An 18385-nucleotide genomic window follows, 5' to 3' on the forward strand; every position below is an offset into this window, starting at 1 on the left:
TGCTCAAACCTCGTGCCCGGCCTCCTCCAGCGCGGCCAGGCGGCGGCGGACGTGGGCGCGCTCGGGCTCGCTCCCGGCCGTCCGGAGCGCGGCGCGGTACGCCTCGGCGGCCTCGGGCAGCCGGCCGAGCCGGTGCAGCAGGTCGGCGCGGGCCAGCAGGTACGGGTGGTAGTCGCGCAGCCGCCGGGCCCCGGCCGGCTCCTCCAGCAGCGCCAGCCCGGCCTCGGGCCCGTCGCGCATGGCCACGGCCGCCGCCCGGTTCAGCGCCACCACCGGGGAGGGGTCGAGCGCGAGCAGCACGTCGTACAGGGCCACGACCTGCGGCCAGTCGGTCGTGGCCAGGTCCGGGGCCTCGTCGTGCAGCGCCGCGATCGCGGCCTGGACGCCGTACGGGCCGGGCGGGCCGCCGCTGAGCGCGGTCACCACCAGCGCCGAGCCCTCCTCGATCATGGCCCGGTCCCAGAGGCCGCGGTCCTGCTCGCCGAGCAGCACCGGCTCCCCCTCGGGCCCGGTACGGGCGGCGCGCCGCGCGTGCACCAGCAGCAGCAGCGCCAGCAGCCCGGCGACCTCCCGCTCGGCGGGCAGCAGCCGGCGCAGGATCCGGGCCAGCCTGATCGCCTCCTCGGCCAGGTCGAGCCGCTGGAGGAAGGGCCCGGAGCTGGCCGCGTAGCCCTCGGTGAAGATCGAGTAGATCACCTGGAGCACGCCGGGCACCCGTTCCGGCAGCTCGTGGGCCTCCGGCACGCGGAACGGGACGCGGGCCTGCCTGATCTTCTTCTTGGCCCGGACGATGCGCTTGGCCATCGTCTGGGCCGGCACCAGGTAGGCCCGCGCCACCTCGGGGGTGGTCAGGCCGGCCAGGCAGCGCAACGTCAGCGCCCCGCGGTCCTCGGCCGGCAGCGCGGGGTGGGCGCAGGTGAAGAAGAGCCGCAGCCGTTCGTCGGGCAGGCCGCCGTCCTCGCCGGGGGGCGCTTCCGGAGCGGCCCGCTCGGCCTCCGCCGCCAGGACGGCCAGCCGGGTGGCGAGCGCCTGCTCGCGTCTGAGCCGGTCGACCGCCTTGCGCCGCGCGGTGGTCATCAGCCACGCGCCCGGGTTGGGCGGCACGCCCTCGGCGGGCCAGTGCCTCAGCGCCGCCTCGACGGCGTCGGAGGTGACCTCCTCGGCGAGGTCGAGGTCGCCGAAGCGGCGGACGAGCGCGGCCAGCAGCCGGCCGCGCTCCTCACGGAAGACGGCCTCGATCTCACGCATCGAAGTCGGCGACCGGGCGCACCACCACCGAGCCGCCGCCGCGCGCACCCGGGCAGCGCACGGCCCAGTCGAGGGCGGCGTCGAGGTCGGGCACGTCGATCACGTAGAAGCCGCCCAGGACCTCGCGCGTCTCGGCGTACGGGCCGTCGGTGACGGTGGGCGTGCCGTCGGCGCTCACCCGTACGGTGGTGGCGGTCACCAGGTCGGCCAGCGACTCGCCGGAGACCAGGATGCCCGCCTCCCGGACGGACTTGTCGTAGGCCATCCACTCCTGGAAGTCGCCCGGCTCCTGCTCGTCGGAGGTGCCGGCGTTGATCAGCAGCATGTACTTCACGGTGTTCCCCTTCACGGTCGGCGTACGGCGGGGCCGCCGTACGCCTTCACCACGAACGGGACCCGCCCGGATGGACACGCCACGACGATGAGTTTTCCGGGTCCGTCCGGTCATTGTCACGACACGTCACATCAGGTGGACCGACGAGCGTACTGCGAGCATGTCCGGACCGTGACGTACACCTCCATCGACCAGCACCTCAGCCCGTTTTCCGGCAGATAAGGTTGACATGCGGCGTTTCGGGGGTTTCGCCGCTCACGATGCTGAGGGGGACGGGTGGCGGAGTCGTTCGGCACGATGCTGCGGAGCCTGAGACACGCCGCCGGGCTGACCATCGAGGAGCTCTCCCACGCCTCCGGCGTCAGCGTGCGCGCCATCGGCGACATGGAGCGGGGGGCCAGCCGGGGCCCGCAGCGGCGCACCGTCGAGGCCCTGGCCGAGGCGCTGCGGCTGGACGAGCCGCGGCGCACGGCGCTGTCCGACGCCGCCCGCGCCGGCCGCCCCCGCCAGGACGCCGCGCCGGGCGCCTGCGAGCCGCCCCGCGGCGTGGGCGACTTCACCGGCCGCGAACGTGAGCTGCGCCTGCTGCGCGACCTGGCCGCCCGCACGACCGACCGCACCGCCGAGGACGCGCCCGCCGTCGTCGCCGCCGTCTCCGGAGCCGCCGGCATCGGCAAGACCGCCCTTGCCGTACGCGCCACCGCCCACCTGGCCGACCTGTTCCCCGACGGCCGCTTCTACCTGGACCTGCGCGGCATGGACCCGGTCCCGCTGGACCCCGGCACGGCGCTGTCCCGGCTGCTCAACGCCCTTGGCGTGGCCGAGCGGCGCATCCCGGCCGACGAGGAGGACCGCGCCGGCCAGTACCGCGCCCTGCTGCGCGGCCGGCGCTGCCTGGTCGTCCTGGACAACGCCGCGCACGAGGCCCAGGTGCGCCCGCTGCTGCCGGCCGAGGGCCCGGCGATGACGCTGGTCACCGGCCGCCGCCCGCTGGCCGGGCTGGAGGGCGTGCACCAGGTGCCGCTGGCGCACCTGGCGGCCGGGGAGTCGGCCGCGCTGCTGCGCGCGATCGTCGGCGCCGAGCGCGCCGACGCCGACCCGGACGGGGTCGCGCGGGTGGCCGACCTGTGCGGGAACCTGCCGCTGGCGCTGCGCATCGCCGGGAACCGGCTGCAGAGCAGGCCCGGCTGGACCGCCGGGCACCTGGCCGCCCGCCTCGGCGACGAGGGACGCCGGGTGGAGTCGCTGGCCGCCGGCGACCTGTCGGTGGCGGCGGCCTTCGCGCTGTCGTACCGGCAGCTCTCGGCGCCCGCGCGGCGCGGCTTCCGGCGGCTGGCGCTGGCCGCCGCGCCGGACTTCGGGGTGCCGATGACGGCCGTCCTCGCCGAGCTCGGCCCGGACGAGGCCGAGGACGCCCTGGAGGAACTGGTCGATCTCGGGCTGCTGCAGTCGCCGTACCCCGGCCGCTACCGCTTCCACGACCTGGTACGGCTGTTCGCCCGCGCCCGGCTGTCCGACGAGGAGCCCATGACGGCCCAGCGGCAGGCGCGGCGGCGGATGGACGACTGGCTGCTGGAGGTCGCGACCGTCGCCGGGCGCTGGTTCGAGCCGGGCTACGGCGCGCCGCCGTCCGGGTGGAGCTCGCTGGTCGAGCTGGACAGCGCGCGGCAGGCGCAGGAATGGCTCCAGGCCGAGGGCACGGCGTGGCTGGCCGCGCTGCGGCAGGCGGCCCGCGCCGGCGAGCACGCGCGGGTCGTCGAGGTGGCCGAGGCCATGCACTGGTTCTCCGACCTGTGGATGCACTGGGGGCACTGGCCCGAGGTGTTCGAGCTGTCGTCCGGCGCGGCCCGCGAAGCGGGCGACCGTGCGCAGGAGGCGGTTCATCTCAACTACCTGTCCTGGGCGCGCACGTACTGCCAGGGCCGCCACGACGAGGGCGAGCGGACCGCGCTGCGCGCGCTGGAGCTGGCCCGCGAGGTCGGGGACGTGCGCCAGCAGGGCTGGGCCCTGACCTACGCCACCTGGGCGCTGTGGGGACGCGACGAGCGGCGCGCCACGGAGACCGGCCTGGCGCACGCGCGGCGGGCGGCGGAGTGCTTCCGGCAGGCCGGCGACCCCGAGGGGTACGCCCAGGCCATGCTCAGCGTCGGCAACGGCCTGCGCCGGCTGGGCCGCATCGAGGAGGCCGTACGGCACGGGCTGGAGCTGCTGGAACGGCTGCGCGACCCGGCGTTCGGCGGCACGCCGGTCATCGTCGCCCACGCCGTCGGGACGGCGCTGGACCTGCTGAGCGACGGCTACTTCGCGCTCGGCCGCTGGCAGGAGGCCGCCGACCACTACCGCGAGGCCCTGGTCGAGCTGCGCAAACGCCCGATCAACCGGGCCACGGCCCAGACCCTGACGCACCTGGGCCGGGCGCTGGTCGAGCTGGGACGGCGGGAGGAGGCGCGCGAGGCGTTCCAGGAGGCCCTGGAGCTGTACGAAGCCTCCGCCGACGCCGTCCGGGCGGCCCGCGTGACCGCAGAACTCACCCGCCTGGCCCTGGCCGGGACCACGGTGACGACCCCGGAAGGCGCCCGCTGAGCGGGCCGGTCAGGGGTCCACGAACCGTTCGATGAAGGTCAGGGCGGTGCCGCAGACCTCGCGCCAGCCGCTGTCCACGGTCATCGAGTGCCCGCGCCCCGGCAGCTCGACGATCTCGGTCAGATGGTGCCGGTTGCGCGCCTGCCACAGGTAGGAGGCGTGCGCGGCGGCCCACGGGACCGTGCGGTCCAGCTCGCCGGCGACCAGCAGCAGCGGCCCCCGGTCCGGCGCGGCGCCGTCGAGGCCCCACGGATCGGCCGCCTGCGCCGCCTGGACGGCGTACGTCTCGTACAGCCGCCTGGCCTCCTCCTCGCCGACGGCGTTGGCCACGGCGTGCCGGAAGCGCCCGTACGTGAGCGCCCCGCGGAACGGCGCCGGGCTGATCGCCACGCAGGCGCAGGCCAGCCCGCGCCCGGCCAGGATCTGCGCGACCAGGCCGCCGGCGGCGTGGCCGACCAGGGCCGGCCGGCGCGCCAGCCCGCCGATCAGCCCGGCGAAGTGCCCTGCGGCAGGCCCGGCGAACTCGCCGTCCTCGGGCCAGGAAGGGACGACGGGGACGAACCCCGCCTGCCCGAACACCTCGGCCCAGGGCTCCCAGCTCTCGGCCAGCAACCACGGGTCGTGGACGAAGACGACCGGGACCCGCCCGGTGGCGTTGGCGTGCCGCACCTGGTCGAGGTCGTAGGCGGAGGGCATGGCGCGGGAGGTCAGCTCTCGTGCAGGGCCCGGCGCAGCGTGCCGGCGGCCAGCTCGATCGCCGACCCGGCCGCGTACGTGCCGCGCAGCGCGTTGAGCATGACGAAGTCGTGGATGATGCCCTGGTAGCGGACGGCGGTCACCGGCACCCCGGCCGCGCGCAGCTTGGCGGCGTACGCCTCGCCCTCGTCGCGCAGCACGTCCGCCTCGCCGGTGATGACCAGCGCCGGCGGCAGGCCGGCCAGTTCCTCGACGGTGGCCCGCAGCGGGGAGGCGGTGATCTCGGCGCGCTCGGCCTCCGAGGTCGTGTACTGGTCCCAGAACCACTGCATGCCGTCCCGGCGCAGGAAGTAGCCCTCGGCGAACTGCCGGTAGGACTCGGTGTCGAAGGACGCGTCGGTCACCGGGTAGAACAGCACCTGCCCGCGCAGCGACAGCCCGCCGCGCCGCTTGGCCATGATGGTCAGCGCGGCGGTCATGTTGCCGCCCACGGAGTCGCCAGCCACCGCGACGCGCGTGGCGTCCAGGCCCTTGGCTGCGCCGTCGGTGACGATCCAGCGGGCGACCGTCCAGTTCTGCTCGATGGCCACGGGGTAGCGGTGCTCGGGCGACAGGTCGTACTCGGGGAAGACCACGGCGGCGCCGGCGCCGGTCGCCAGCTCGCGGACCAGCCGGTCGTGGGTGTGGGCGTTGCCGAAGACCCAGCCGGCGCCGTGGATGTAGATGATCACCGGCAGGGCGCCGGTGCTGCCGGCGGGCCGCACGATGCGGGCCCTGACCTCGCCGGTGGGGCCGCCGGGGACCGTCACCCACTCCTCGTCCACAGCGGGCAGCTCGACCGGGCCGGACTGCACCTCGTTCACGGCCTTGCGGCCCTCCTCCGGCGGGAGCTGGAAGAGGTACGGCGGCTCGGCGGTGGCCTCGGCGAACGCCTGAGCGGCGGGTTCCAGGACGGGCTTGATCATGATCGCTCCAGGAAGGAAGGGGTGGGAAGCAGGGGGGCCGTTCCCCATCCAAGCGACCGGCCTGGGGATAGACGAGGCGGAACCACAGGCAGAAGTACGTTTCCGCCTCGTGCGCGCGAGCCGCACGGCGGTTGGATCGCCACCGGGGCCGACCGGTCCCTTTCGCCCCGAGAAGGAGTTTTTCCATGACGGAGAGCACCACCCCGACGGTCGTCCTCGTGCACGGCGCGTTCGCCGACGCGGCCAGCTGGTCCGGCGTCATCGCCGAGCTGCAGCGGGACGGCGTCCCCGTGGTGGCCCCGCCGAACCCGCTGCGCGGCCTGGCCTCGGACGCGGCGTACGTCGCCTCCGTGGTGGCCCAGATCGACGGCCCGGTCGTGCTGGCAGGCCACTCGTACGGCGGCGCGATCATCACCGTGGCCGGCGCGGCGGACAACGTCGTCGGCCTCGTCTACGTCGCCGCGTACGTCCTGGAGGAGGGCGAGAGCCTGGGCGAGCTCCAGGGACGCTTCTCCGAGCCGCCGCTCGGCGCGAGCCTGCGGCAGGCCGCCTACCCGCTGGCGGACGGCGGCGCCGCCGTCGAGTTCACCATCGCCGCCGACGCCTTCCCCCAGGTCTTCGCCGCCGACGTGCCGGCCGAGGTCACCCGGGTCCTCGCGGTGGCGCAGCGGCCCCTGGCGGCCGGGGCGTTCACCGAGACGGCGGCCACGGCGGCCTGGCGGACCAGGCCGTCGTGGGCCGTCATCGCCGACGCCGACCAGGCCATCAACCCCGACGTGCAGCGGTTCGGGGCCGAGCGGGCCGGCGCGACCGCCGTGGAGCTCGCCGGCGCCTCGCACGCGGTCGCGGTGTCGCGGCCGAAGGAGGTCGCCGACGTGATCCGCGCGGCCGTCCGGGCCAGCGCCTCCTGATCGCCTCCTGACGGCCTGCCCGGCCGCCAGGAGGCCGGGCGGTCAGGACTGCTTGCCGAGGCCCTGGAAGCGGCTGTCGATGAAGTCGCCCCAGGTGGCGTTCAGCGACATCAGCTCGCCGTCCACCATCTTCCACTGGCGGGCCTTGTGCTGCGGGTAGGCGAAGAGCACCGACGACAGGCGCTCGTAGCCGGCGGGCATCGGCTTGGTGTGCACCCGGTGCGTGGACGGCCGGAACCGCCCGTCGGAGGCGCTGGTGAGCATCCGGCCGATGTTGCACAGCACGACGTCGGTCCCGGCGATCACCGGCTCGACCCAGGTGCCGTCGTGCAGCACGTACTGCAGGCCCTGGTCGGACGGGGGAAGCTGGAGGCCGAGCATCTGGATGCCGGAGTGCTCGTGGGCCAGCACCTCGCGGTCGCCGACGTCCCGGTAGTGGATCACCCGCAGGTTCGTCGCGTCGTGCGAGAGGTCCAGCTCGGGCGTGCCGGGCGGCATCATGCCCCGGACGACCTCGCCGAAGAGCGAGATCAGCCGGAAGGCGATGTCGAACACCTCGGCGGCGCGGGCGCCGAACTCCGGGAAGGCCCGCAGCACGTCACCCGCCCCGGGCGGCTGGTCGCCGATCATGGCGCCGCTGACGTGGATGAACTCCTTCGGGTCGGGCACGCCGTTGGCCAGGCGCGGGATCTCCGAGTTGTACGGGAAGAACCCGTGCGTGCCGCCGACGGCGAGCTGCGGGACGACGTCGTAGGCGTAGTCGGACAGGCTCGGCCCGGTCGCCCGGCAGGCCGCGGCGAACTCGTTCATCATGGCCTCGACGCGCTCGCCGATGCCGGGCACCTCCGCGGCCATGAAGCCCCATCCGGTCAGCTGCGACCTGATGGCTTCGGTGGCGGCGGCCATGTCGGCCTCGATGTCATGCAGCCTGACGACGGGGGCGCGGCCGCTGAGTTCCATGAGAGGGACGTCCATTGTCACTCCGTTTCTCGATGACCGTTCGGGGATGGTTCGTCGTACGTGCTACGTGCCGGTGCTGCTCAGGTGGCGCGGGTTGCGGACGGCGGGGTCGAGGCCGAGACGCTGGGCGACCAGGGCGACCTCGGTGCGGTTGGAGCAGTTGAACTTGACGAGCAGGTTGGAGATGTGGCGCTTGACGCCGTGGATGGAGATGCCCATCGAGCGGGCGATCTGGTGGTTGCTCATGCCGCGCAGCAGCAGCGCCAGCACCATGTGCTCGCGCTCGGTCAGGCGGCCGAGCAGGTCGGGGCCGCCCCTGGACGGGACGGGCGCGTCGCCGCGCAGCAGCCGATCGAACATGCCCGACAAGCCGGCGACATTGATCTCCTCCCACGGCAGGCGACCGGCCAGCCCGTAGCGCTGGGCGACGCAGGGGGCCGGCTCCTCCCCCTGACGCACCATGGCCAGGATCTGCGGGCGGGCCCGGCGGGGGCGTCCGCCGAGCACGTCCGGCAGTACGGCGAGCGGGATCACCGCGACGTCGAAGTCCTCGCCGGCCAGCAGCAGCCGGGCCTCCGCGCAGCTGCGCACGACCGCGACCCCGGCCACGTTCGGCACCTTCATCAGCAGCGGCGGGAGCCCGTAGAAGGAGACCTCGTCCTCGGCGAGCCAGAAGACGGACAGCCTGGAGCACCTCGCCCGGAGGCTGGAAGGGGAGGCCGGGATCGGCTGGGCGGCCTCCAGCGTGATGGCACTCATCGCATGATCCTCTCTGCGTCGGCGAACGGCGGTCGGTCGGTACGCGGCGGCGGCTCACTCAGTCGCGGCGTCTCACCAGGTGGAAGGAGAAGTCGGTGCCCCTGTGGTAGTCCTGCGAATACAGCACCGGCCGTCCGGCGCTGTCGTGGTGGGTCTGGAGGAGCAGCAGCCAGGCGCCGCCGTCCTCGTGGGTGCCGATGCGCTCGGCCTGGGCGTGGCTGAGGGTCACCGCCCGGACCTGGGCGACGGCGTAGGCGATGGTGTGGCCGTGCTCGGTGAGGAGCTGGAACAGCGAGCCGGTCCAGTCCACCTCGTCCATGGGGCGGCCGATGAGCGAGCGCGGGAACAGGTCGATGGAGTACAGCAGCGCGTCGTCCCGGTGCCGGCGCAGGCGTTCCAGCCGGACGATGGCCTCGCCGGGCGGCAGTTGCAGCAGCTCGCGCTGGTGGCGGTCCGGCTCGGTGGCCACGACGTCGAGGACGGTGTTGTCGGCGGTGAACCCGCGGCTGGCCAGCATCTCGGTGACGCCTTCGAGGCGGGTCAGCGGCCGGTCCAGGCTGGGCTGCGAGGTGAGGTAGCGGCCGTCGCCGTGCCTGGCCTGGATGAGCCCTTCCTGCTCCAGGAGCTTGAACGCCTCTCTGATGCTGGTGCGCCCGACGTCGAACAGGGTCATGAGCTCGTTCTCCGACGGCAGCCTGTCACCGGGGCGCAGCCCCTGCTCGACGATCAGGGCGTGCAGCCGGTCACGGATCTGGATGGCCAGGGTGGGATGACGTCGTGTCACGCGGGTCTCTCCTGCACGGACGGACCGCGGAGCGGGGCGATGCCGAGCTCGGCGGCCGATGGGTAGCTGGGGGCACAGAACCGGCGCGTGACCGAGACGGTCGCCACCTGGCAGGCGAGCCGGACGCCGCGCTCCAGGCCCGTGCCGGCGCAGAGGGCGGCCGCCAGGGCGCCGGTGAAGGCGTCACCCGCGCCGGTGGTGTCCACAACGCGCACGCTGGGGACGCCGATCAGCATAGTGCCGCCGTCGTCGGCGATCTCGGCGCCGTGCTCGCCGCGGGTGACGACGACGGTGCGTCCCCTCGTCCGGCCGCGCAGGTCGTCCAGGTCGCCGGGGGTGTCGCCGGCCAGCGCGGTCAGCTCGCCCTCGTTGAGCACCAGCACGTCGGCGCGGGCCAGCAGCTCCTTCCCGGTGCTCTCCAGGAACGGTCCCGCCGGGCTCGGATTGAGCAGGACGCGCACGCCCGGCGGGGCCGCCGTCGCGGCGGCGTACGAGATCTCCAGCGGGATCTCCCCCTGCAGCACGAGCACGGCCCCGGCGGGCAGGCCGGCGGCGACGGCGGCCGCCTGGGCGGGCGGCAGCAGGTCGGCGGCCCCCGGCCAGGTCATCACCATCTGCCCGCCGCCCGCGTCGACGTAGACGAAGCTGCGCCCGGTCGCGACGCCGACGGCCGTGGTGCACTCGCCCACCTCGATGCCCTCGGCGCGCAGCTCGGCCAGCGCCACCGGCCGGGCGGCGTCGTCACCGAGGCAGCCGACGAAGCGGGCGGCCGCGCCCAGCCGGGCCGCGGCGACGGCCACGTTCGCGGCCTTGCCGCCGTGCGCGGTGGCGTAGTCGGCGGCGTTGACGCTCTCGCCCGGCTCCGGCAGGTGGTCGCCGAACATGTAGAGGTCGACGATGTAGGCCCCGACCGCGACGACGGTCACGAGCCCAGCCCCAGGGCGCAGGGCGCGATGCTGTCGGCGTCGACGGTCACCCGCACGTCGGGGTGGTGGTGCGCGAAGGTCACCGGGAGCAGCACGTCCGGCTCGGTGGTGAGCAGCAGCACCCGGACGATGTACCGCTTCCAGGCGCCCCCGTCGGTGATCAGGTGCAGCCGGCGGGCGGAGAGGATCTCCGACATGCCGACGGTGATCGCCATCCGCGGGATCGCCTGCGTGTAGCCGCCGGTCACCCGGTGGGAGTGGGCCACGATCGTGTCGTCGAGCAGGGGGACGACGCGCGTGGTCGAGGCGGCGAACTCCGCGGCGGTGTACTGGTGCCAGCGCGTGGACGGCGGCTCGTTGAAGGCCAGGTGCCCCCGGTAGCCGAAGCCCGCGTAGCAGGTGTCGGCGCCGCCCTCGGCGCGCAGGCGCTCGCCGAACGCGTCGGGGTCGAACACGTCGGGGAAGACGACGTTGCCGGGATGGGGCCGCAGGTCGGGGTCGAGGAGCTGGTAGAGGTTGCGGTCGCAGTAGCCGCGGAAGCTGAAGGGATGGGAGGGGTCCACCGGCCGGCCCTGCCAGTCGAGGAACTCGTCCATGTGGAAGGCGAAGACGTCGGCCCAGCTGATGCGCTCCTCGTTGCAGATGCGCGCCAGGATCGGGTACTGCGCCTTCGGGCCCACGGGCAGGATCCAGCGGGTGGGCTCGCCGCGCATGTTGCGGGCGCGTAACTCGTCGGCCATCTCCCGGGCCAGCCGGTAGTAGAGCTCGGTGGTGTCGGGGTAGACGGTCAGCGGGTGACGGGCGATGGCCGCCAGTTCCTCGGCCGGCATGGACAACATCTCGTCGGTCAGCTCGGCCGACGTGCGGGGATAGGGGTAGTCGAGGTGCCTCGCGCTCGCGGTGGTCACGTCACTCCTCCTCACAAGCTGCGGGTTGCAGGAATCGGGACAGGACGTTTCGGGTGATTCGCCTGATGTCACCGTCACAGCAGGCGAGGCTGGTCACCCAGTTGACGGATCCGGCGGCGAACACCGCGCCGCCGGATCCGAGCAGTCGCAGGGTCATGTCGGCGCGTACGGCCCCCGCGCCCGACCCGGCCTCCTCGGTGGGGGGCCGGTAGTGGTGGCTGTGGCCGCCCGCGGAGGTCGCGAGCACCAGGGTGTCCGGCGGGGTGCCGAGCTCGGGCGCGGCCCGGTCGATCTCGTCCCCCGCCGCACCGCCGAGCGCGAGGCCGCAGCAGCCCACCGGGTCGGTCCCGACGCCCTCGAACACCCAGGACGCCTCCTCCCGGCGGCTGTCGGGCAGGCGGGTGTAACCGGGGGCGGGCCCCCAGCCCTGGGCGGCGAAGCCGACGCCGAGCAGCTCCTGCGGCGCCAGGCCGCGGTGCCGCCAGAGGCCGCCGGGCTCGCCGGTGGAGGTCAGCACGTCCTCGCCGGGCTCGTCGTCCCACCAGTCGCCGACGTGGCCGCGGCGGACCTCGATGGCGTGCGGGTGCCGGGGGTCGACGCCGGTCACCCAGTAGAACCCGTTGCCGCCCAGGTACATGAGCCGGCCGCCGCCGGACACGTACGCGCCGAAGGCCGCGCGTTCGGGGGCGGTGACGTACTCGGGGTGGCTGCCGGTCAGGACGACGCGGTAGGCGGACAGCAGGTCGGCGCCGCCTTCGTGCACGTCCTCGTCGGCCAGCACGTCGAAGGCGAAGCCCGCCGAGCGCAGCCAGCGCAGCAGCAGCAGGTCGGCGGCGAAATGGCGCGGCGCGCCGGTCATCCACCAGCGGTAGTCCGGGGTGAGGTTGAGCACCGGGCGGCGTCTGGAGGAGTGGGTGACGTGGCCGCCCTCGCGCCGCTGGTCGTACAGGGACAGGCCGAGCTCGCGGTGCTCGTTGAGGTAGGCGTCCACCGGGGAGAGCGTGATCACGCGGTCGGTGACCTGCCGGTAGTCGCCGAAGTACTCGGCCTCGCTGGACTGCCGGTGGTTGGCGTAGGCGAGGTAGGTGAAGGTGGGCAGGACGACCGCGACCGGGTTCCTGCGCGTCGCGTCCGGGCGCAGCACCACCGGCAGCACGCACGACTGTCCCCGGGTCCGCAGGCGGACGCCGAGCACGGTGGAGCCGGCGTCCCGCGGGACGGTCAGCTCGCAGGTCACCGGCCAGCGGGCGTCGTCGAGGTCCTCCGGGCTGACCTGGAGCGCGGTTCGGGCGCCGCCGCCCGGCCCGAGGAGCCCGGCCAGCGGCCGGTTGACGGCGTTCGCGTGGCGCCCGTTGCCGCTGACGTCCGGGACGACGGGCGCGCCCGGACCGGCGGACGGGTCCCACAGGGCCAGCAGCTCCGGGCCGAGGTGTTTGACCAGTTCGGGACCGGTGGTCAGGTCGGTCAGCGGAACACGGCCGGGCATGGCGAGCGGGCCGTCGGTCAGCATGGGCAGGGCGATCCGGCCCGCGTACGGATGCTCGTCGCCCGCCCCGATCCGCAGCTCGCCCGACGGGGACGGCAGCGGCAGGCGGGCCCGCCCGGCGCTCACGCCCGTGGTGCGGAAGTCGTTCAGATGCAGCACGGTCATCAGCGGCGCCGCCTCCCACGCCACGGCCAGCAGCGACCACTCCCCCGCCGGCACGGCCGAGCGCAGCCGGCAGCCCATGCTCCCCGACGGCGTCAGCACGGTCGCCTCGGGCCGGCCCTCCTCGTCGAGCGCGAGCAGCAGCCGCCATCCTGCGGCGCCCAGCCGGGCCACGACCTGGCGCGGCCCGAGCCGCTTCGGCCGGATCCAGAGGGCGAGGCCGCCCCTGGCGGGCGTCGGCACCGAGGCCGCCTCCAGCCGGGAGCCGGGCCGCAGGGGCCGCGGCGCGACCGTCACCGGCACGGCCGGGGTCAGGTCGCTGTCCCGGACGAGGTCCACGAGCGCGGCGTCGGCGTCGCCGTCCGGGCCGGAGGCGTGCACGGCCAGCCGCTCGCCGGGCGCCGCGGACCAGCGGTCGGCGTACCCCATGAGGCGGGGTTCCCGGTCGACGGCCATCACGCGTCTCCTCGCCGGTAGGGGATGCCGACGTAGGCCGGCATGCGGAGCCGTTGGGCGACCGTGACCAGCACCAGCAGCGTGGTGAGGTACGGCGTGGCGTACACGAGCTGGGTGGGCACCGAGTCGGTGCCCTGGAAGACCGCGAAGGCGGCGGCGCCGAGCAGCGCCAGCGTCGCGGCCGCGCGCAGCCGCGTGCGGACGAGCGCGACCGCCGCGACCCAGGCCAGCACGGCCCCGAGCAGCAGCAGCACGTGCACCGCGCTCGCCTGGCGCAGTTGCAGCGCGTCGGCGTAACCGAACAGCAGCGCCCCCGCCGCCGTGCCGGACGGCCGCCAGTTGCCGAAGATCATGGCGGCCAGCCCGATGAAGCCCCGGCCGCCGGTCTGGCCCTCGCGGTAGACGGTCGAGGAGACGGTGACCAGGTAGGCCCCGCCGAGCCCGGCCAGCCCGCCGGAGACCAGCACGCCGTAGTACCGCATCCGCAGCACCGGGACCCCGAGCGAGTCCGCCGCCGCCGGGTGCTCGCCCGCCGACCGCAGCCGCAGCCCGAACGCGGTACGCCACAGCAGCACGAAGGTCAGCGGGACCAGCGCGACGGCGACCACGGTGAGCAGCGAGACCTCGTGCAGGAAGCCCCGCACGATCCCGGCGAGGTCGGACACCAGGAAGAACCGGCCGCGTTCCAGGGCGCCGAGCAGGTCGGCCGTGCCCCCGCCGCCCGCCAGGACGGGCACGCTGACCGTGCCGATCGACCCGCTCACCGGCGGCGACTGGGTGGCCCCCGCCCCCGGCAGGCCGCTGAAGGCGATGACCGACATGAACCGGGCCACGCCCACCGCCAGGATGTTGATCGCGATGCCGCACACCACCTGGTCGACCCCGAAGGTGACGGTGACGACCGCGTGCAGCAGCCCGGCCGCGACCCCGCCGAGCGTGCCGGCCAGCACCCCGGCCCAGACGCCGAACCCGTACCCGGCCCAGGCGCCGCAGACCGTGCCGATGATCATCATGCCCTCGATGCCGAGGTTGGCGACGCCCGCCCGCTCGCTCCACAGGCCGCTCAGCCCGGCGAGCCCGATCGGGACCGCCAGCCGCAGCGCCGCCCCGACGACGCCCGACCCGGTGAGCTCGTCGGCGCCGGTGAACACCCTGACCACCGACATCGCCAGCAGCAGGACGAGCGCGGCCCGCCACCACCGGTACCGTCCCGCGCTCATGCGGTCGGCTCCAGCGCCGGGGACGCCTGCTCCCGTACGAGCCGCTCGGCCCGCCGGCGTTCCATCCGCCGCGCCACCTCGTAGGCCACCACGACGCTGAGCACGATGACGCCCTGCATGATCGTGACGATTTCCTTGGGGATGCCCTCGATGTCGAGGATCAGCGCCGACCGTTCCAGGAACCCGAAGAGCAGCGCGGCCAGCGCGATGCCCGCGGGCGTGTTGCGGCCGAGCAGGGCCACGGCGATCCCGGTGAAGCCCGCGCCGGAGGGGAAGTCCATGCCGTAGCGGTAGGTCTGGCCCAGCAGGTCGGGCAGCCCGGCCAGGCCCGCCAGGCCGCCGGAGAGCAGCATCGTGACGAGGATCATCCGGCGCGGGTCGATGCCCTGGACGCGCGCCGCCACCGGGTTCAGGCCGCCGGCCCTCAGCTCGTAGCCGTAGCGGGTGCGGGTGAGCAGCACGTGCACCGCCACCCCCAGCACGACCGCGCCCAGCGTGGCCGAGCCGAGCTGGGCGCCCGACGGCAGCGTGAGCTGCGGCAGCCGGGCCGACGGCGGCAGCTCCCGGGTCGAGCCCGAGGTGCTGCCGGCGGCGAAGACCTCGGCCAGCAGGTAGGCGACGACGGCGGTGGCGACGTAGTTCAGCAGCAGCGTGGACAGCACCTCGGAGACCCCGCGCCACACCTTGAGCACCGCGGCGATCCCCGCCCACAGCGCTCCGGCCAGCACCGCGACCAGGCAGACGAACGCCAGGTGCAGCGGGCCGGGCAGCCGCACGGCCGCCCCGGCGACCGCCGCGAACAGCGCGGCCACGTGGTACTGGCCCTCGACCCCGATGTTGAACAGCTTCATCCGGAAGGTGACGGCCACGGCGAGGGCGGCGAAGAAGTAGACGGCCGCCCGGTTCACCGCCGAGACGAGCGAGTCCGGCCGGACCCCGAACTCCAGCATCGTCTGGTACGTCCGCCCCGGCGCGGCCCCCACCGCGGCCAGCAGCGCGGTGGCGACCGTGAGCGCGATCAGCAGCGCGAGCGCCGGGACGGCGAGCACGCCCAGCGCCTCCCGGCCCGCCGCCCGCGCCCGGCTCACCGGCTCTCCGCCGGCCTGGCGGGCACCTTGATCTCGCCCGAGACGATCCGCTTGCGCAGCTCCTCCAGCCGCGGCTGGATGTCGGCGAGCTCGCCGCCGCTGGTGGCGTAGCCGACGCCGCCCTCCTTGAGCCCGAACTCGCGCACCCCGGCGATCGGCCGCCCGGCCACCGCGTCCCGGACGATGCTCAGCACCGCGACGTCGAGCTGCTTGGTGGCGCTGGTCAGGATCACCCCGGCGAGCCCGGGATCGACCGTCTTGCGCTGGTCGACGTCGACGCCGATCGCCCACTTGCCGGCCGCCTTGGCCGCCTGGAAGACGCCGAGCCCGGACGCCCCGGCGGCGTGGTAGACGACGTCGGCGCCGCCGTCGTACATGCCGCGGGCCGCCTCCTGGGCCTTGTCGGGGGCGGAGAAGCCGCTGAAGTCGGGCGGCTGGGACATGAACACGCTGGACAGCTGGATGCCGGGTTTCACCGCGCGGGCGCCGGCCGCGTACCCGGCGAGGAACTTCTCCTGCGGCGGCGTCTGCACCCCGCCGACGAAGCCGATCTTCCCGCTGGCGGACTTGAGCGCGGCCGCCGCGCCGACCAGGTAGCTGGCCTGCTCCTCGCGGAACACCACGTTGGTGACGTTGGGCAGCTTCACGGTGGCGTCGTCGATGATGACGAACTGGGTGCGGGGGAAGGCGGGGGCGACCTTCGCCAGCGGCTGGGCGTAGAAGAAGCCGACGGCCAGCACCGGGTTGTGACCGGTCTGGGCCAGCAGCCGCAGGATCTCCTCCAGGTCGGACCCGGCGGCGTTGGGGCTGAGCTCCTTGGCCGAGACGCCCAGCTCGGCCTTCGCGCGGTCGACGCCGGCCCCCACCGAGTCGTTGAAGGATCTGTCGCCGCGCCCGCCGCGGCTGAAGGCCACGCCGACCGAGGTGGCGCCCTTCTTCTCGGCGGCGGGGCTGACGGCGGTGCAGGCGGCGAGCGAGCACAGCGCCGCGAAGAGTGCGAGGACACGGACGAGCACAGGGGCAACGGCTAATCGGGGCACTGGGGCACCTCTCAGACGGGACGCCCGCGCCCGGCGCGGGCCCTGGCGGCCTGCCTCCGCAGGCCGATCCTGGCCGGTGCGTTCCCGGCTCCAGCGACCATCATGAATAGTCGTCAGACAAGCGTCAATACTTCTCTGAGAAATCGGCCGTGGCGTGCCGTTCGAGCCACGCGGCCACCCCGTCCTCGTCGTTGGAGGCGGTCACCTCGCCCACCGCGCCGAGCACGGCGGGATGGGCGTTGGCCACCGCCACCGCGGTTCCGGCCCAGGTCAGCATGGGCAGGTCGTTCGGCATGTCGCCGAAGGCGATCACGTCCGCGCTGCCGATGCCGAGCCGGGACGCCATCGACTCCAGGGCCGCGGCCTTGGTCACGCCGGATCGCATGACCTCGCAGAACACGTCGGCCGAGATGGTGACCTCGCAGCCGGTCAGCAGGCCGCGCACGGTCTCGTAGTACTGGCGGGCGGCGCCTTCGAGCTGGACCATGAGCTTGCCGACGTCGTGCCGGTCGATCTCGTGCTCGAGGCGGGGCACCCGGCGCGCGTCGCGGGCCAGCGGCTCGGGCAGGTGGAAGGCGTCCTCCAGGAGCAGTTCGAGGCGGCACTCGGCGCCCAGGCGCACGCCGGGGAACCGGTCGCGCAGCAGCGCCAGCGTCGCGGCGAGCGGCTGCCGGTCCAGCGGGCGGTAGTCGACCACCTCCTCGCTGCCGAAGTCGAAGGTGATCGAGCCGTTGCCGCAGACGGCGACGGCCGCGTGGTCCAGGGCCGCGGCCACCGGGCGGGTGTCGCGGACCGGCCGCGCGGTCGCGATGACGAACACGTGCCCGGCGGCGCGGGCGCGGCGCACGGCGGTCCTGGTGCGCTCGGAGACCTGGCCGCGGGAGTCCAGGAGCGTCCCGTCGAGGTCGCACACGATCATCCGGCGGCTCACGGCGTGACGTCCTTCCCGACGCGCGACTCGATGACGTCGAGCGCCCCGGCGGCCAGGATGCCGCCGATGGTCTCGGCCAGGCCGCGCCGGGCCGCCAGCCCCTGCACGACCACCAGGCTCTCCGTCAGGCCGGTGCCGGCCCGCCAGGACCGCTGCGGCATCGACCCGGCCACCCGCGGCAGGTCGCGCGTGGTGGTGCGCACGGTCAGCAGCACGTGGGCCGCTCCCCCGTCGACCGAGGTCAGCAGCCGCGCGACCCGCTGGATCGCGGCGCGTCTGCGGGCGTCCCGCCAGGCGGCGGGGCTCGCGACGACCTGCGGGAAGCAGGTGCGCAAGGTGGCGACGACCCGCAGGTCGTGCTCGTCCAGGGCGGAGCCGGGGCCGTCGGTCTCGATGACGGCGTCGGCCAGCTCGGGCACCTTGGCCTCCGTGGCGCCGAACGACGGGACGATCCGCACCGGCAGCGGCACGCTCTGGAAGAACTGCCGGGAGATCTTCGGGAAGCCGGTCGCGATCCGGGCCCCGGCGGGCAGGCCGGCGGCGTCCACGGCCGGATGCCCGGAGGGGACGGCGAGCACCAGCCGCCAGGGCGGCACGCACCCGCTCGCCTCGACCTGCTCGACCTTCGCGCCGGTCTCCTCGATCCAGTCGGTGCCGGTCACGCCGAAGTCGAAGACGCCTCGCTCCACGGCGAGCGGGATCTCGCGCGGCTTGTGGAAGGCCACCTCGACGCCGCCGTCGTAGGCGATGCTCGCCCGGTAGCTGCGCTCGGACGGCCGGCGCACCTCCAGCCCGGCCGCGGCGAACAGGTCGAGGACGGGACGCTCCAGGAACGTGCCCTTGGGCAGCGCGAGCGAGACCATGCAGTCCTCCTCGGAACAGGGGGACCGGCCCCCGGCGGCTGGGCGTGCGGCGCGCACCGGCAAGC

At 74.6% G+C, this 18385-nt stretch carries 17 protein-coding genes; 2 read left to right on the forward strand and 15 right to left on the reverse strand.

Translation table 11 applies throughout. From position 1 onward, the window contains the following. Window positions 1-3 precede the first annotated feature (3 nt). Together AB0J76_RS08630 and AB0J76_RS08635 are read right to left on the reverse strand one after the other, a co-directional pair. A complete protein-coding gene (locus tag AB0J76_RS08630; RefSeq protein ID WP_352319591.1) occupies window positions 4-1248 on the reverse strand; it encodes a DUF6596 domain-containing protein in 1245 nt (414 codons plus the stop codon). Continuing rightward, the gene (locus tag AB0J76_RS08635; RefSeq protein ID WP_352319589.1) at window positions 1241-1582 is read right to left on the reverse strand and encodes a YciI family protein; all 342 of its coding nucleotides are present in this window, start codon (window positions 1580-1582) and stop codon (window positions 1241-1243) included. The genes AB0J76_RS08630 and AB0J76_RS08635 overlap by 8 nt, the downstream gene beginning before the upstream one ends. Before the next feature lie 276 nt (window positions 1583-1858). Here AB0J76_RS08635 and AB0J76_RS08640 point away from each other — a divergent pair, with 276 nt between their 5' ends. Beyond that, entirely contained in the window at window positions 1859-4165 is a 2307-nt protein-coding gene (locus AB0J76_RS08640) for a tetratricopeptide repeat protein (protein ID WP_364389157.1), read from the forward strand. 9 nt (window positions 4166-4174) lie between these two features. On the opposite strand, the gene AB0J76_RS08645 is transcribed toward AB0J76_RS08640, so the two are convergent. Continuing rightward, on the reverse strand, window positions 4175-4861 hold the full coding sequence (locus AB0J76_RS08645; RefSeq protein ID WP_352323220.1) for an alpha/beta fold hydrolase: 687 nt from the start codon (window positions 4859-4861) through the stop codon (window positions 4175-4177). 11 nt (window positions 4862-4872) lie between these two features. After that, window positions 4873-5826 (reverse strand): alpha/beta hydrolase, encoded by a 954-nt coding sequence (locus AB0J76_RS08650; protein WP_352323221.1) that lies wholly within the window; start codon window positions 5824-5826, stop codon window positions 4873-4875. Between the two features lie 185 nt (window positions 5827-6011). Between AB0J76_RS08650 and AB0J76_RS08655 the strand changes: the two genes are divergently transcribed. Next, window positions 6012-6737 (forward strand): alpha/beta hydrolase, encoded by a 726-nt coding sequence (locus AB0J76_RS08655; protein ID WP_352323222.1) that lies wholly within the window; start codon window positions 6012-6014, stop codon window positions 6735-6737. Window positions 6738-6779: 42 nt separating this feature from the next. Here the strand turns inward: AB0J76_RS08655 and AB0J76_RS08660 are convergent, their stop codons facing one another. The 11 genes from AB0J76_RS08660 to hisG all read right to left on the reverse strand — a co-directional run bounded on the left by AB0J76_RS08660 (window position 6780) and on the right by hisG (window position 18320). Continuing rightward, window positions 6780-7712 (reverse strand): 2OG-Fe(II) oxygenase family protein, encoded by a 933-nt coding sequence (locus tag AB0J76_RS08660; RefSeq protein ID WP_352323223.1) that lies wholly within the window; start codon window positions 7710-7712, stop codon window positions 6780-6782. Window positions 7713-7760: 48 nt separating this feature from the next. Further along, complete coding sequence (locus tag AB0J76_RS08665) at window positions 7761-8456, reverse strand: LuxR C-terminal-related transcriptional regulator (RefSeq protein ID WP_352323224.1); 696 nt, start codon at window positions 8454-8456, stop codon at window positions 7761-7763. Window positions 8457-8514: 58 nt separating this feature from the next. Beyond that, a complete protein-coding gene (locus AB0J76_RS08670) occupies window positions 8515-9240 on the reverse strand; it encodes a GntR family transcriptional regulator (RefSeq protein WP_352323225.1) in 726 nt (241 codons plus the stop codon). Continuing rightward, window positions 9237-10166: a PfkB family carbohydrate kinase gene (locus AB0J76_RS08675; RefSeq protein ID WP_352323226.1), complete on the reverse strand. Its 930-nt coding sequence runs from the start codon at window positions 10164-10166 to the stop codon at window positions 9237-9239. Before AB0J76_RS08675 ends, AB0J76_RS08670 begins: the two co-directional genes overlap by 4 nt. Further along, a complete protein-coding gene (locus AB0J76_RS08680; RefSeq protein ID WP_352323227.1) occupies window positions 10163-11074 on the reverse strand; it encodes a hypothetical protein in 912 nt (303 codons plus the stop codon). Before AB0J76_RS08680 ends, AB0J76_RS08675 begins: the two co-directional genes overlap by 4 nt. Before the next feature lies 1 nt (window position 11075). After that, a complete protein-coding gene (locus AB0J76_RS08685) occupies window positions 11076-13178 on the reverse strand; it encodes a N,N-dimethylformamidase beta subunit family domain-containing protein (RefSeq protein ID WP_352323228.1) in 2103 nt (700 codons plus the stop codon). Next, window positions 13178-14398 (reverse strand): ABC transporter permease, encoded by a 1221-nt coding sequence (locus tag AB0J76_RS08690; protein ID WP_352323229.1) that lies wholly within the window; start codon window positions 14396-14398, stop codon window positions 13178-13180. The genes AB0J76_RS08685 and AB0J76_RS08690 overlap by 1 nt, the downstream gene beginning before the upstream one ends. Beyond that, window positions 14395-15486 (reverse strand): ABC transporter permease, encoded by a 1092-nt coding sequence (locus AB0J76_RS08695; protein ID WP_352323230.1) that lies wholly within the window; start codon window positions 15484-15486, stop codon window positions 14395-14397. The genes AB0J76_RS08690 and AB0J76_RS08695 overlap by 4 nt, the downstream gene beginning before the upstream one ends. Continuing rightward, window positions 15483-16502: a BMP family ABC transporter substrate-binding protein gene (locus tag AB0J76_RS08700; protein WP_352323231.1), complete on the reverse strand. Its 1020-nt coding sequence runs from the start codon at window positions 16500-16502 to the stop codon at window positions 15483-15485. The genes AB0J76_RS08695 and AB0J76_RS08700 overlap by 4 nt, the downstream gene beginning before the upstream one ends. Before the next feature lie 148 nt (window positions 16503-16650). Beyond that, window positions 16651-17457, reverse strand: coding sequence for an HAD family hydrolase (locus AB0J76_RS08705; protein WP_352323232.1), 807 nt, complete (start codon window positions 17455-17457; stop codon window positions 16651-16653). Beyond that, window positions 17454-18320, reverse strand: a complete 867-nt coding sequence (gene hisG, locus AB0J76_RS08710; RefSeq protein ID WP_352323233.1) for an ATP phosphoribosyltransferase — start codon at window positions 18318-18320, stop codon at window positions 17454-17456. Before hisG ends, AB0J76_RS08705 begins: the two co-directional genes overlap by 4 nt. Between the last annotated feature and the right edge of the window lie 65 nt (window positions 18321-18385).

The organism is Nonomuraea sp. NPDC049624, assembly GCF_040675255.1.
GTDB lineage: Bacteria > Actinomycetota > Actinomycetes > Streptosporangiales > Streptosporangiaceae > Nonomuraea.

Bases quoted from the DNA above. Each gene is read 5' to 3' on its own strand.
- hisG (WP_352323233.1), bottom strand. From the start codon at position 18,320: ATGGTCTCGCTCGCGCTGCCCAAGGGCACGTTCCTGGAGCGTCCCGTC.
- AB0J76_RS08660 (WP_352323223.1), bottom strand. From the start codon at position 7,712: ATGGACGTCCCTCTCATGGAACTCAGCGGCCGCGCCCCCGTCGTCAGG.
- AB0J76_RS08645 (WP_352323220.1), bottom strand. From the start codon at position 4,861: ATGCCCTCCGCCTACGACCTCGACCAGGTGCGGCACGCCAACGCCACC.
- AB0J76_RS08655 (WP_352323222.1), top strand. From the start codon at position 6,012: ATGACGGAGAGCACCACCCCGACGGTCGTCCTCGTGCACGGCGCGTTC.
- AB0J76_RS08685 (WP_352323228.1), bottom strand. From the start codon at position 13,178: ATGGCCGTCGACCGGGAACCCCGCCTCATGGGGTACGCCGACCGCTGG.
- AB0J76_RS08630 (WP_352319591.1), bottom strand. From the start codon at position 1,248: ATGCGTGAGATCGAGGCCGTCTTCCGTGAGGAGCGCGGCCGGCTGCTG.
- AB0J76_RS08650 (WP_352323221.1), bottom strand. From the start codon at position 5,826: ATGATCAAGCCCGTCCTGGAACCCGCCGCTCAGGCGTTCGCCGAGGCC.
- AB0J76_RS08665 (WP_352323224.1), bottom strand. From the start codon at position 8,456: ATGAGTGCCATCACGCTGGAGGCCGCCCAGCCGATCCCGGCCTCCCCT.
- AB0J76_RS08690 (WP_352323229.1), bottom strand. From the start codon at position 14,398: ATGAGCGCGGGACGGTACCGGTGGTGGCGGGCCGCGCTCGTCCTGCTG.